Source organism: Devosia naphthalenivorans, from assembly GCF_003056355.1.
Classification (GTDB): Bacteria; Pseudomonadota; Alphaproteobacteria; order Rhizobiales; family Devosiaceae; genus Devosia; species Devosia naphthalenivorans.
Genome location: NZ_PYVW01000008.1, coordinates 102,303 through 115,626 on the forward strand (window position 1 = coordinate 102,303; position 13,324 = coordinate 115,626).

Annotated in this window: 15 protein-coding genes; 11 read left to right on the top strand and 4 right to left on the bottom strand. The window is 62.0% G+C overall.

Annotated features, from left to right (window positions below; translation table 11 throughout):
* Window positions 1-16 precede the first annotated feature (16 nt).
* Together C8264_RS11945 and C8264_RS11950 are read right to left on the bottom strand one after the other, a co-directional pair.
* Complete coding sequence (locus C8264_RS11945) at window positions 17-1,636, bottom strand: HoxN/HupN/NixA family nickel/cobalt transporter (protein ID WP_108461209.1); 1,620 nt, start codon at window positions 1,634-1,636, stop codon at window positions 17-19.
* A gap of 9 nt (window positions 1,637-1,645) precedes the next feature.
* Entirely contained in the window at window positions 1,646-2,545 is a 900-nt protein-coding gene (locus C8264_RS11950) for a LysR family transcriptional regulator (protein WP_108461210.1), read from the bottom strand.
* Window positions 2,546-2,690: 145 nt separating this feature from the next.
* Here C8264_RS11950 and C8264_RS11955 point away from each other — a divergent pair, with 145 nt between their 5' ends.
* Together C8264_RS11955 and C8264_RS11960 are read left to right on the top strand one after the other, a co-directional pair.
* Window positions 2,691-3,113: a hypothetical protein gene (locus tag C8264_RS11955; protein ID WP_108461211.1), complete on the top strand. Its 423-nt coding sequence runs from the start codon at window positions 2,691-2,693 to the stop codon at window positions 3,111-3,113.
* Between the two features lie 94 nt (window positions 3,114-3,207).
* Window positions 3,208-3,663, top strand: a complete 456-nt coding sequence (locus tag C8264_RS11960) for an SH3 domain-containing protein (protein ID WP_108461212.1) — start codon at window positions 3,208-3,210, stop codon at window positions 3,661-3,663.
* 49 nt (window positions 3,664-3,712) lie between these two features.
* Here C8264_RS11960 and C8264_RS11965 read toward each other — a convergent pair whose 3' ends face one another.
* A complete protein-coding gene (locus C8264_RS11965; protein ID WP_108461213.1) occupies window positions 3,713-4,636 on the bottom strand; it encodes a DMT family transporter in 924 nt (307 codons plus the stop codon).
* Between the two features lie 165 nt (window positions 4,637-4,801).
* Here C8264_RS11965 and C8264_RS11970 point away from each other — a divergent pair, with 165 nt between their 5' ends.
* The 6 genes from C8264_RS11970 to C8264_RS11995 all read left to right on the top strand — a co-directional run bounded on the left by C8264_RS11970 (window position 4,802) and on the right by C8264_RS11995 (window position 10,509).
* On the top strand, window positions 4,802-5,578 hold the full coding sequence (locus C8264_RS11970) for an SDR family oxidoreductase (protein WP_108461214.1): 777 nt from the start codon (window positions 4,802-4,804) through the stop codon (window positions 5,576-5,578).
* On the top strand, window positions 5,575-7,461 hold the full coding sequence (uvrC, locus tag C8264_RS11975) for an excinuclease ABC subunit UvrC (RefSeq protein WP_108461215.1): 1,887 nt from the start codon (window positions 5,575-5,577) through the stop codon (window positions 7,459-7,461). The genes C8264_RS11970 and uvrC overlap by 4 nt, the downstream gene beginning before the upstream one ends.
* A 589-nt stretch (window positions 7,462-8,050) precedes the next feature.
* Window positions 8,051-9,124, top strand: coding sequence for a 3-deoxy-7-phosphoheptulonate synthase (locus C8264_RS11980; protein ID WP_108461216.1), 1,074 nt, complete (start codon window positions 8,051-8,053; stop codon window positions 9,122-9,124).
* A 122-nt stretch (window positions 9,125-9,246) separates the two neighbouring features.
* Window positions 9,247-9,813 (top strand): CDP-diacylglycerol--glycerol-3-phosphate 3-phosphatidyltransferase, encoded by a 567-nt coding sequence (gene pgsA, locus C8264_RS11985; protein WP_108461217.1) that lies wholly within the window; start codon window positions 9,247-9,249, stop codon window positions 9,811-9,813.
* Window positions 9,810-10,061, top strand: coding sequence for a molybdopterin converting factor subunit 1 (gene moaD / locus C8264_RS11990; RefSeq protein ID WP_108461218.1), 252 nt, complete (start codon window positions 9,810-9,812; stop codon window positions 10,059-10,061). Before pgsA ends, moaD begins: the two co-directional genes overlap by 4 nt.
* 1 nt (window position 10,062) lies before the next feature.
* Entirely contained in the window at window positions 10,063-10,509 is a 447-nt protein-coding gene (locus tag C8264_RS11995) for a molybdenum cofactor biosynthesis protein MoaE (RefSeq protein WP_108461219.1), read from the top strand.
* A 50-nt stretch (window positions 10,510-10,559) separates the two neighbouring features.
* Here the strand turns inward: C8264_RS11995 and C8264_RS12000 are convergent, their stop codons facing one another.
* Window positions 10,560-11,450: a branched-chain amino acid aminotransferase gene (locus C8264_RS12000; protein WP_108461220.1), complete on the bottom strand. Its 891-nt coding sequence runs from the start codon at window positions 11,448-11,450 to the stop codon at window positions 10,560-10,562.
* A gap of 134 nt (window positions 11,451-11,584) precedes the next feature.
* Here C8264_RS12000 and C8264_RS12005 point away from each other — a divergent pair, with 134 nt between their 5' ends.
* From C8264_RS12005 to C8264_RS12015, 3 genes are all read left to right on the top strand, one after another.
* Entirely contained in the window at window positions 11,585-12,106 is a 522-nt protein-coding gene (locus tag C8264_RS12005; protein WP_245893118.1) for a MarR family winged helix-turn-helix transcriptional regulator, read from the top strand.
* 297 nt (window positions 12,107-12,403) lie between these two features.
* Window positions 12,404-12,802: a hypothetical protein gene (locus C8264_RS12010; RefSeq protein ID WP_108461221.1), complete on the top strand. Its 399-nt coding sequence runs from the start codon at window positions 12,404-12,406 to the stop codon at window positions 12,800-12,802.
* 75 nt (window positions 12,803-12,877) lie between these two features.
* Entirely contained in the window at window positions 12,878-13,261 is a 384-nt protein-coding gene (locus C8264_RS12015) for an MliC family protein (protein ID WP_162783600.1), read from the top strand.
* Window positions 13,262-13,324: the final 63 nt, after the last annotated feature.

Sequence of the window (13,324 nt, forward strand, 5' to 3'; positions counted from 1 at the left end):
GCGGCGATGGGTCGCGCTAAAGACTGGCAACCAATAGCAATATGCCGAATGCGAACACCGCTACGGCGCCCAGCAGTTCCACCCACCATACGACTGTGCCCATCACCGGGTTGTCCACCCCGCCAACGCGCCGAGCCAAGCCCTTGGCCGACACGGCAATCGTCGCCAGCGCTGCCACGGTGATTGCCGTACCCACACCCATCAGCAAGACGGCAGCGATGCCGGCAACAAGCAAGCCTTGGGAAAGGGCAAATACCAGCACCACCAGCGCGCCGGAACAGGGGCGCAGACCCACTGCCAATACCACGCCCAATTGCTCGCGCCAGCTGCCGGTCGTGGCCTCCGGCGTCACGATATGGGCGTGGTCATGATGGTGGTGGTGGTCGTGATGATGATCGTGATCCCCATCATGCAGATGCGCGTGTGCCTTGCCGGCGAGGTCATGGGAATGGCCATGGCCCCAGCCGAAGACCTTGCGCGCGATCAGCCAAAGGCCAAGCAGCGCCACCAGTGCGTAGGAGACGATCCCGATCCAGTTGGCGGCAACGCCCATGGCGATGCTGGTCATGCCCAGCAATCCTGCCGCGACCAGCACGAAGCCGATCGCCACCAGCGACTGCAGCAGCGCCGACAGGACGCTGAGCGTTACGCCGCGGCGCAACTGGGTCTCGTTAGCCAGCACATAGGATGAAATCACCACCTTGCCGTGCCCAGGCCCAGCGGCGTGGAAAACGCCATAAAGAAAGCTCAGCCCGCCGAGCAGCCAGAAGGCCGTCCAGTCCTGCTTGAGCGAGCCGAGCGCGGTATTCATTGCGCCATAGAATTCGCGCTGCTGGGTTTGCAGCCAGCCAAAGAAGCCGGTGCGCGGCAGGTTGAGGCCGGGCTCGGGTGGTGGTCCGCCAAAGGGCAGTGCCGGTGCCGCCCGCGCCACCTGTTCAGTCGCTTCCAATGCTGTGCTTGCAAACTGGGCAGCGGGAGCATCGCCCTCGCAATTGACCAGGATCAACCCCTGCGTGCCGCGCATCGCCGCCGCCAGATCGGGCGGCAGTTCAAGCACTTCCGGCCCCAGCGAATAAAGCCGCGTCTGCAGCTCATCGCTCATCTCGACCGGCGGCTGGATCGTAGCCGCACAGCTTGCCGGCGCGTTCTCCAGAACCACGTCCTGGACCGCGATGGCGACGTAGTATTCCGGATCATAGACACCCACTTCAAACGCCGTATCCACCACGCGAGGTTCAACTGCACTCAGGGAATAGGAGAGCGTGGTGCGTTCGTCGGCAAACACCATCCGCTGGTCACCGGCGGGGGTGAACTCCATCAGATCGTCTTGCGGGCCGGCAAAAGTGTAGAACCCGTAATCGGCAAGCCCGACCATGTTCTCGTCGGCCAGCGGCTGCAGTTCATCGGGGCTGGTCTGGCGATCGTCATTGGTGTCCAGACCCTGGATCATCCAGACTGAAAACGCCTTGTCGAAGCTCCAATCCTGCTTGAGCCCGGCAATGTTCCCCGCATCGTCGAAAACGACGGTGACTTTGGCGTCGATGAAGATGTGGGGATGGGCCAGCGCAGGCGCGGACAGAGCAAACAGACCCAGCGCGACCCCGGCGACCCAGCGCCCGAAACGACCAATTTTCACACCCCGCCCCTAATGTATCGGATGGCTCGTGAACCAATCGACCAGATGATCGATCAACGCGCGCACCTTGCCCGCCAGATGCCGCCGATGCGGATAAACCGCCTGCAGCGTCTGGCCTGTCGGCAGGAACTCGGACAAAACCGGCACGAGTTCCCCGCTATTGATTGCCGGCTCCGCCAGATAGGAAGGCAATACGACGAAACCGAGGCCCATGATCGCGGCCTTGCGCGCGGCCAGTGGCGAATTGACCCGCACGGGACCATTGACCGGCACCGAGATGGTCTTGCCATCCTCGATGAACCGCCAGTTCGATTGTCCCTGCAGATTGACGTCGACGATGCATGGCATGTGCCGCAATTCTTCGGGATGAGCCGGCGTGCCGATGCGGCCCAGCAGTTCCCGAGATGCGCCGACGACCACGTGCATATCCGCGATCTTGCGCGCGATCAGTGAGGAATCGGCCAGCGTCGAGATGCGCAGCGCCAGGTCGATCCCCTCGTCCACCAGATCGACGTAACGATCTTCCAGCCGCAGATCGAGCGTCACCTTGGGATGCTTGCGCAGATAATCGTAAATGGCCGGGGCCAGCGTATCCTCGCCGAAATTGCGCGGCGCCGACACGCGCAACAGCCCACGCGGCTCCGCTGTCTGGTCGGTGATGGTGGCGTCCAGGTCGTCGAGTTGCTGCAACAGAGCGCTGGCTTCGCGGTAATATGCCTCGCCGGCCTCGGTCAGGCTGAGCTTGCGCGTCGTGCGGTTCATCAGCCGAACGCCAAGGTAATCCTCGAGATCGGTCACATATTTGCTGAGCAGCGCCTTGGAGCGGCCATGCTGGCGCGCTGCGGCGGAGAACCCGCCAGAGTCGAAAACCTGAACGAAGGCGCGGATACGGGCAAGGTCCTGCGTCATGAAATTCCGTTCACGAGATCAGCGTAATACACGGATAACTCATCCGCATCTTGTGAACAATAACCGGCCTTGGTCATGGCAAGATTAACGATAGGATGGAAACGCCAATCGACGCGCACAAGGAGTTCGGACTATTTTCCCGCTTATGTCCAGGCCTTCTCCACGTTCCACACTTTACCGGCTGATCGAAGCTGGCCAGCTTGCCCACAAGGCATTGCTGCTGCCGCTGCTCGAACGCGGGCTGGAGCCGGGCGATGACGCCATCCTGTTCGAGCTGGGACGCTCGGGCACGACGGAAGCGGCGCTGGCCGGCCAGTTTGGCGTCGCCGAAGACGCCCTCGCCGATCGCCTCGCCCGCCTGATCGAGCGCGAACTGGTCACGCGCCAGGCTGTCGGTCCCGAACTGGCTCCCGGTGTGGCACTCACCGAACGCGGCGTGCGCATCCGCAACGGTCTTGCCGACCATTGGGCACAGCTCGAAGAGGCCCTCATGGGTGAACTCAAGCCCAAGCACCGCAAGCGGCTCGGCGATCACCTGAAGCGTTTTGTCGAGCTGCTAAGTCTCTGAGCGGATTCTGACAATTCCATTCAGGTCCGGTTCATCGGCAATGGAGCTATTTATGGATCACGGGCATTAACTGCCCAATGGAAAGGAGATCGAAATGGCTTTGAGCAAGAAACTCATGGCTGGCGGGCTCGCCGCTCTGGCGCTGATGGCGACAGCTGGCGCCGCTTTGGCAGCCCCCGCCTATGCCACCAGCAACGTCAATGTGCGCTCGGGTCCGGGCACTGGCTATGGCGTTGTCGACGCCCTTCGCCGTGGCGAACGCGTCGATGTGCAGCAGTGCCGCGGCAGCTGGTGCTATGTGGAAAAGCGGGGTCCGGACGGTTGGGTCTCGGCCAATTATCTCGAACGTGGCGGTCGTCCCGGCTGGAACGACGATTATCGTCCGCCCGTCTACCACCCTCGCCCACCGCGTCCGCCCCGTTGGGATTGGGACCGGCCTCACCGCCCGCCCCACTGGGACAATCGTCCGCATCGCCCGCGCTATCCGGACCGGCACGACAGCAATGTCTGTTTCAATAGCCCCAACAGCTCTATCTGCATCGGCAACTGATCGCCGCATCCCTTCGAACGCCGCCCTCCAGGGCGGCGTTTCTGTCTAATTATTCGGTGCCCGGCAGGGTCGGGGTTGGTGCAGTCCTGACCTTGCGCATGCGCTCACGGGCCATCACCACCAGGCCCGCCGCCACGATAATCACCGCGCCGATCAGCGAAATGCCGTCGATCCAGTGACCGAACACCAAGGCGCTGAGGAAGATCGCCCAGGGCAGCGAGAAATAATTGAACGGCTGCACCGTGCTGGCCGGCGCCATGGACAGGGCAAACACCATCAGGCCATGCCCCAGGCATGAGGTCACCATGATGGTCGCCACCAGCGCGAAATCGCTCCACGCCATGGGCTGCCAGTGAAACACGCCCACCGCGGTCGAAAGCAGCAAGCCCATCAGCCCGGTATACGCCATGCTGGTGGCCGCGCTATCGAACTGGCTGACCTTGCGGGTAATCACGATATAGAGCGAATAAAGCGTCGCTGAAATCAGCGCTGCCAGAACGCCCCAGCCCATCGGCAGGCCACCAGGCCGCACGATCACCAAAGCCCCTGCGAATCCCACCGCCACCGCAACAAAGCGGAACACGCCTACTTTTTCGCCGAGCAGGGGAATGGCAAACAACGTCACCAGCAGCGGATAAACCAGCGATATCGCCTGCAATTCGCCCAATGGCACCGACTGCAGCGCCATTGCGAAAAACCAGATCTCGATAATCAGCAGCGAGCCGCGCAGCACCTGCCAGGCCGGCACCCTGGACTGCAGCGCCTGCTTGAGCGGCGCCTGCCGCAGCACCAGGAAAAATGCGAACAGGGCAAAGCCCCAATAGCGCATCATCGTCACCTGGAACGGCGAATAGGTCTGCACCAGCGTTTTGGAAACGACATCCTGGATGCCGAACACCGCGACCGTGAAGATGGTGAGAATGATAGCCCGGCCGACATTGTCGTTCCGGCCGCCGCCAGGTGAAATGGTCATGTTCGATGCTTATCTATGCAGTGCATCTGAGCGCTACCGCAAACCCCAGCGATTGCATAGGACAATAGCTGCTGCCCTCGGATGTCAGCAGCCTGCGTTACCTCGCGCATTGTTGAGCGGGCCCGAACCGCAGTAAACTGCCGCTCCATCAGGTTAAATAGCTTCATGACGAATCAAACTTCATCGGCCCAGCCCGTCGCCCTCGTTACAGGCGCCAGCGACCGGGTCGGTGCGACCATCGCGAAGACCCTGGCGCGGCATGGCCATGCGGTCGTCATCCACTATCGCTCCAATCCCGAGGGGGCGAGCGCGGTTCGCGATTCCATCATCGAGAACGGTGGCAGGGCCGAGATCCTCCAGGCCGATCTCGCCGAGCGCGGGCAACGTGCAGGCCTGATTGGGAAAGCTGCGGCGTTTTTCGGCCCGCTGACCGTTCTGATAAACAACGCCTCGACGTTTGATCCGGACAGCATCCACGACGTCGACGAAGCCATCTGGGACCAGCACTTCGCCATTCATGCCGAGGCGCCCATCTTCCTCGCGCGCGATTTCGCAGCGCAATTGCCGCAAGGCGCCGACGGCAACATCGTCAACATCATCGACGAGCGTGTGTTGCACCTGGCCCCCGCCTATTTCAGCTATACGCTCTCCAAATCCGTGCTGTGGACCGCAACACGCACCCTTGCCCAGTCGCTTGCGCCAACCATCCGCGTCAACGCCATTGGCCCCGGTCCGGTCCTGCCCCATTCGCGTCAGTCGCAGGAGGCGTTCGAGCGCGCCGTAGAAGCCCTGCCCCTGCAGCGCAATGCCGGGCCGCAGGCGATCGCCGATGGCGTCATAATGTTGCTCGATACGCCCTCCATGACCGGCCAGATGCTGGCGCTCGATGGCGGGCAGCACCTCGAATATCCGGCGCGTCGCGCCGTTACCCCACGCACATGACCGACCAGACCACCCCACCGACCAAATCCGGCCACGAAGTCATCCGCGACTTCGTCCGCACCCTGCCCGCCGCGCCCGGCGTCTATCGCATGCTCGATGCGAATGGCGAGGTCATGTATGTGGGCAAGGCACGGAACCTGAAGGCCCGCGTCACCAACTACACGCGGCCCGATGGGCTCGAAGTGCGACTGCAGCGCATGATCGCCTCGACGGTCAGCATGGAATTCGTGCGCACCGAAACCGAGTCGGACGCGCTGCTGCTCGAAGCCAACATGATCAAGCGCTTGAAGCCCCGCTTCAACGTGCTGCTGCGCGACGACAAGAGCTTCCCCTATATCCTGATCGCCACCGATCACGAGGCGCCCGAGCTCACCAAGCATCGTGGCACCCGCCGGAGGCAGGGTCACTATTTCGGCCCCTTCGCCTCGGCGACCGCTGTGGGCCGGACCATTGCCAGCCTGCAAAAGGCATTCCTGCTCCGCAATTGCTCGGATAGTTTCTACGCCGCCCGCACGAGGCCGTGCCTGCAGCACCAGATCAAGCGCTGCGCAGCGCCCTGCACGCGTGAAATCTCGCTCGAAGGCTATGCCGAACTGGTCGAGGACGCGCGCCAGTTCCTCTCCGGCAAGTCGCAAAACGTGCGCGATCATCTGCAGCGGGACATGAACCAGGCCGCCGAGCAACTTGATTTTGAACGGGCTGCGCTTATCCGCGACCGTCTCTCCGCGTTGGCCCTGATCCAGTCGCAGGGCGACGCCACGGCCAAGACCGTCGAGGAAGCCGACGTTTTCGCCATCCATCACGAGGGCGGGCAATTCTGCGTTCAGGTGTTCTTTTTCCGCGCCTTCCAGAACTGGGGCAACTATCCCTATCGCCCCCGTGCCGACGCCACCCTGACCGACGTCGAAGTGCTCGAAGCCTTTATCGGCCAGTTCTACGAGAACCGGACGCCCGCGCGCCTGGTCCTGGTCAGCCACGAGTTGGCCGAGCACGGCGTCATGGAAGAAGCCCTCTCCACCCGCGCCGGGCGCCGCGTTTACATCGAGCAGCCCAAGCGCGGCGAAAAGCGCGACCTGGTCAATCACGCCCTCAACAATGCGCGCGAGGCGCTTGGCCGCCAGCTCGCCGAAGGCGCCACCAACCGCATACTGCTCGAAGGCGTCGCCAATTGCTTTGGCCTGGATGAACCGCCCCGCCGCATCGAGGTTTACGACAACTCGCATATCTCGGGCACCAACGCCGTCGGCGCCATGATCGTGGCGGGCGAGGAAGGCTTTTCGAAAAAGCACTACCGCACCTTCAACATCAAATCCGACATCACCGCCGGCGACGATTTCGGCATGATGCGCGAAGTGCTGACCCGCCGCTTCACTCGCCTCGCCAACGAAAACGACGATGAGGTCGAGGACGAAGTGACCGGCATGCCCGATTGGCCTGACGTTGTTTTCATCGATGGCGGCGCCGGCCAACTCAACGCCGTGCGCGAAGTCATTTCGGCCATGAACCTGCCCAAGGACGTGACCTTTATCGGCATCGCCAAGGGCGAGGAGCGTGACGCCGGCCGCGAAAAATTCTTCATGGAGGGCAAGGAAGCCTTCATGCTGCCCCACCGCGATCCGGTGCTCTACTACGTTCAGCGCCTGCGCGACGAAGCCCACCGCTTCGCCATCGGCACCCACCGTGCCAAGCGCAAGAAGGACCAGATCAAGAACCCGCTCGACGAAATCGAGGGCATCGGCCCCACCCGCAAACGCGCCCTGCTCAACCATTTCGGCTCGGCCAAAGCTGTCGGCCGGGCCTCGCTAACCGACCTCAACGCCGTCCCCGGCATTTCCAGCGCCATGGCGCAACTGGTCTACGATCACTTCAATCGCAGTGGATAGTTGGCGCCCGCGCCCCACCGCGCTAATCCCTCCCCCTGGAGGCTAGGTGGGGGCTTCCCCCATAAATAATCTATCCATCTTCTCCCCCTCCATCTCCCACGCGCTATCTTGCCCCTACCAACTTCACGCCCAGCGGGTCGCGCGAACCGGCTAGTGTTGTTGTCAGATGGGGCAGGGATGTCGTGATCCCTGCAGGCAAGCGGAAGTGTTACCGGGTCTATGGCGGCCCGGAGCCAGAGTCGCGCGCGCCAGAAAATCCCATCGCATGTGGCGAGGCTCTGTCTCACACACTAAAACCTACCGAGGCAAGGCCTCGCCACGTGCACGCTGATCAAAACCGCATCCAGGCGGCGCGTCGGCACGTCATCCGAAAGTAGGCTGGACACTTTGCATCCTCCGCGCTACACATCTGCCCATGATCTCCGTCGCAACCATCTCGTTTTGGTATTTTAGCTATCCGCTCCCGGCGGAGGCTACCGCGCGCTTGATCTGATCCTGACAAGATAAGACCAATCCCGAGCCAACCGCCCCCCGAGGCGGTTTTTTTGTGGCCGCCTCGCCCTACCCAGATCCCCGAGGAGTCCACACCGTGCTTAAATCAACTGACGATCTGCGCATCAGCGCGATTATGGAATTGACCACGCCCATCGAGGTCATGCGCCAGCATCCGCGCACCGACGCCGCGACCCGAACCGTGCTTAGCGCCCGTCACGACTTCCACAACATCCTGCAAGGCACCGATGACCGCCTCGCCGTCATTGTCGGCCCCTGTTCCATCCACGATCCCGCCGCGGCGCTGGACTACGCCAAGCGCCTCGCCGCGCTGCGTGACACCCTGGGCGACCGGCTCGAGATCATCATGCGCGTCTACTTCGAAAAGCCGCGCACCACCGTCGGCTGGAAGGGCCTGATCAACGACCCTAACCTCGATGGCAGCTTCCAGATCGATGTGGGCCTGCACACTGCTCGCGCCCTGCTGCTCGACATCGCCAATATGGGCCTGCCAGCCGCGTGCGAATTCCTCGACATGACGACGCCGCAATACATCGCCGACCTCGTCAGCTGGGCCGCCATCGGCGCCCGCACCACCGAATCTCAGATCCACCGCGAACTGGCCTCCGGCCTCTCCTGCCCGGTGGGCTTCAAGAATGGCACCGATGGCAACGTCAAGATTGCGCTCGACGCCGTGCAGTCCGCCAGCCAACCACACCATTTCCTCGCCGTCACCAAGGACGGCCGCTCGGCTATCGCGGCGACGACGGGCAACGAGGACTGCCACATCATCCTGCGCGGTGGCAAAACCACCAACTACGACGCCGCCAGCATCGATGCCGCAGCAGCAGCTGCCACCAAGGCGGGCCTTGCCCCTTCGATCATGGTCGACGCCAGCCACGCCAACTCGTCCAAGAACCCGGAGAACCAGCCGCTCGTTCTCGCCGACATCGGCCGCCAGATGGCTGCCGGTGACCGCCGCATTATTGGGGTCATGATCGAATCCAACCTTGTCGCCGGCCGGCAGGATCTCATCGAAGGCAAGGAACTCGTCTACGGCCAGTCGATCACCGACGGCTGCATCGATTGGGATACGACGGTTACCACGCTGCAGGCTCTTGCGGACGCCGTAACCGAACGGCGCCTGGCCACCACCCAGCAGGTCGCCTGATCACCAGGTCACCCGCGGGCAACTGCTCACCTCGCCCCTCAGGGGCGAGGGACAAGAAAGAACGGGGCTCGGGTTCAACTGGCACCCTTGACCCCCACTCCCCATTCCTGTTCTGTCCTCCCATGGCCAGATCACCGCTCCTGCTCGTTCCAAATCTTATTACCATAGCGCGAATCCTGGCGATAATCCCCATCGTTGCACTGGTGATGAATGGGGATCCGACTATGCGGCTGCTGGCCCTGATCATCTATGGAGTCGCTGCCGCAAGCGACTGGCTGGACGGCTATCTTGCTCGTGCCTGGGACCAGTACTCTCCCCTGGGCCGCATGCTCGACCCCATCGCGGACAAGCTTCTCGTCGGCATCCTGATTGCGGCGCTTGCCTGGGATGGCAGCCTTACGGCCTGGGACATGGTTCCCGCCTGCGCCATCCTGTTCCGAGAGTTCTTCGTCTCCGGCCTGCGCGAGTTCCTGGGTAATACCAAGATCGTGCTGCCCGTAAGCTGGCTGGCCAAGTGGAAGACCACGATCCAGCTGGTCTCGCTGGCCATCGTCCTGCTCGAAACCATCGTCCCCGGCATTGGCCTGGTCAGCGATGTGCTGCTCTGGCTCGCCGGCATCCTCACCATCTGGACGGGCTTTCAATACCTGCGCGCCAGCTGGCCGCATCTGACGGCTGAAACCAAATGAAGGTGCTGTATTTCGCCTGGCTCCGCGAACGGCTCAACCGGGGCGAGGAGGAAGTTTCTCCCCCTGACGAAGTTGATACCGTTGCCAAGCTGATTGATTGGCTCGCCTCCCGTGACGACGCATTCTCGCACGCGGTCGAAAAGCGCGCCCTGATCAAGGCCGCCGTGGACGCCCGGCTCGTAGCGCACGACGCATCCATTCGCGGCGCCAGCACCGTGGCGCTGTTCCCTCCGATGACGGGAGGCTGAGATAGAGGTCCGCGTCTCGCCCGAGCCGTTCGATCCCGGCGCCGAACTCAACGCCTTTCTCGCAACTGCGAATGGCGCCGGAGCCGCGGCGACTTTCACGGGTGTGGTTCGTTCCAGCGCGCAGGACCCGATCACCGCACTGACGCTGGAATGCTACCCGGAACTGGCGATCAACCAGCTATCCGCAATAGTCGAGCAAGCCACCGCCCGCTTCGAACTCCTCGCCGCCACGGTCATCCACCGCTACGGCACGCTCCGACCCGGTGAACCAATCGTTCAGGTAATGACCCTGTCACCGCACCGTGAGGCTGCCTTCAAGGGCGCCGAGTTCTTGATGGATTACCTCAAGACCGATGCACCATTCTGGAAGCAGGAAACAGGCCTCGCCGGAACCAGATGGATAGAGGCCAAGGCTGAGGATGATCGGGCGAAGGCGCGCTGGGAGTAGTGCCAAAAAAGCCGGGCACTTGGCCCGGCTTTTTCGCATATTGATTCCGCTTATTCCGCGGCAGCGCGCTTGGGCTGCACTTCAGCCGAATACGCATCGATGAGCGTACGGCAGCCTTCGGCCGGCGTAAAATTATACTCCCCGATCTGGCTGACCGGGGTAACCTCGGCGGCCGTACCGGTGAGGAAGCATTCGTCGAATTGGCTCAGTTCTTCCGGCATAATGTGGCGCTCGGTAACGGTATAGCCGTTTCGCTTGGCCAGATCGATCAGCGTCTGCCGCGTGATCCCGTTCAGGAAACAGTCGGGCGTCGGCGTCGTGATGTCCTTGCCCTTGATGAAGAACACGTTGGCGCCGGTGGCTTCGGCCACATAGCCGCGATAGTCCAGCATCAGTGCATCGGCATAGCCATTGGCCATGGCCGCGTCCTTGGACAGGGTGCAGATCATATAAAGACCGGCAGCCTTGGCCGACGACGGGATGGTTTCCGGAGACGGGCGTTTCCAGCGGCTCCATTCGAGCCGGATGCCCTTGAGCTTTTCTTCGACCGAGAAATAGCTCGGCCAGACCCAGGCGGCGATCGCCACATGCACCTTGTTGTTGCGAGCAGGAACGCTCAGCTCTTCCGAACCGCGCCACGCCACCGGACGCACATAAGCATCGACCAGGCCGTTCTTTTCCAGCACCGCACGCTTGGCCGCCTCGATCTCGTCGACCGAATAGGGGAAAGGCATATCCAGCGTCGCCGCCGAGCGGATCAGCCGCTCGGTATGCTCGCGCGACTTGAAGATCTCGCCGCCATAGGCGCGCTCACCTTCGAACACCGAGCTTGCATAGTGCAGCCCATGCGTCAGCACGTGGATTTTTGCATCTTTCCAGGGCTTGAATTCACCATCAAACCAGATCCAGCCATCACGCTGGTCCATGGGCACACCGGCCATGATCCTCTCCCGAATACCTTGCTGGGCGAACGTCACAGCCGCCCAATTTGGCGCCGATCATGCCCCAGGCTCAAGGCCTTGGCAAACCACAAAGCCTGAGGGATAAGACTGAACGGCGTCCTGATGGGAAGACAATGGCAGCGCACCAAAAGAATGTCAACAAGGCTGACATAAATTCCGTGCCACCGGGCGACGATGCCGCCCTGCCCCTCGACATCATGGGCTTGTTCTTCTTTGCCTACCGTGACTTCACCGGCGATGCCGATGCGCTGCTCGAACGCCAGGATTTCGGCCGGGCTCACCACCGCGTGCTATACTTTGTCAATCTGCGCCCCGGCATGCCCGTTGCCGACCTGCTCGACATTCTGAAAATCACCAAGCAAAGCCTCGCCCGGGTGCTGCGGCAGTTGATCGACAATGGCTATATCGAGCAGAAGACAGGCCATGCCGACCGCCGGCAGCGCCTGCTGCACGCAACCGACAAAGGCCGGCAATTCTTCCGCACCTTGTCCGTCACCCAGGCTAGCCGCATTGAGGCCGCCATCGCGAGCCTTCCCCCCGGTTCCCGCAAGATCGTCACCCAGTTCATGGTCGGCATGGTCGATCCCGCCGACCGCTCGACCCTGGACCGGCTGAATCTCACCAAGGGAATCTAGGCAAGTAAAAAGGGACGCGAAACAAAGTTTCGCGCCCCCACGGGAGACACCACAAAGGAGCGTCAGCCTCTGCGGCAGTCCACCGACTGTTTGGCAAACCATTGGCTGCCAAGCACTTCGCCACCCGCTGTTGCGGCACGGCTCGCAGCTTTAACGAGACCGACCAGCAAGGGTTCCGCCCCAGACAAAGTGTGATCGGCGCCCTGGTGCGCACCATGCGAAATTGCCGCAAGTGGTGGCGTTTCGACCTGCAAAGTGCTTTAACGGCGCGCATCTGCCGTGACTGGAACATTGCCCATGACCACCAAGGAACAAGATTTCAAGCAGCGCTTCGCAACCTTGCTGCGCGACTTGCAGCAGGATGGCACCAAGGACCCCGAAATCATCTGGGTTCTGGGCACGCTGGCGGCAGAACTGGCTAATGATCTGAAGGCCACGAGCTGGTCCGCGGCCAAATCCGTTATGACGGTTCCGATTTACGATCAACTGCTCAAGAAGTTCCAGGAGCGGGGCGACGCGCATTACCGCGAAGGCCGGCAGAACGAGGCCTATGCCATTCAGGTCCTGGCCTATTCGCTGATCGCGCGCACCCAGACGCGCGATCCACAGATGGCGGAGGGCGAAGTCCTGATCGACGAGGTGATCGACCGCGCATGCGCCGTTTACCGGAAGGTAAAGCAAGACAGCACCCATTGAGGCGGCCGCCAGGCCATCCAAATTCTGCCGCTTGGTGATGCTGCAATGGTGCAAAACGGTCACCGGAGTTCACTCATGACGACAAAATCGATTGCCGCCATCACTGTCATTGCCCTGCTATCGACTTTGCCCGCAGCTGCGGTGGAAACCTCACTCCAGCTACAACTCAGCGCTGACCAGGACTTTGAACGACGGACCGTCACCTATGATTGCGGCACGGAAGCGCCGCTCGTCGTCACTTACCTGGACGCCGTGCCAAATTTCCTGGCGATCATTCCCGTCGAAGGGGAAACCCAACCGCTGGTATTTGCCTCGGTGCTTTCGGACGGCCTGGCGCGCTATGCGTCGGGTCGCTGGATTTGGGAGAGCCAAGGGCCAGATGCGAGCCTCTTTGACGTGACAGAGGGTGAGGATGCTGCGGCTGTGTTGACCTGTGCGGAACTGGTCAATACTCCATAGATCGCAATCTCCCCGAAGAACGATAGGTGCGCTGCGCCACGGGGAGGCCCATTTTTTGACGAG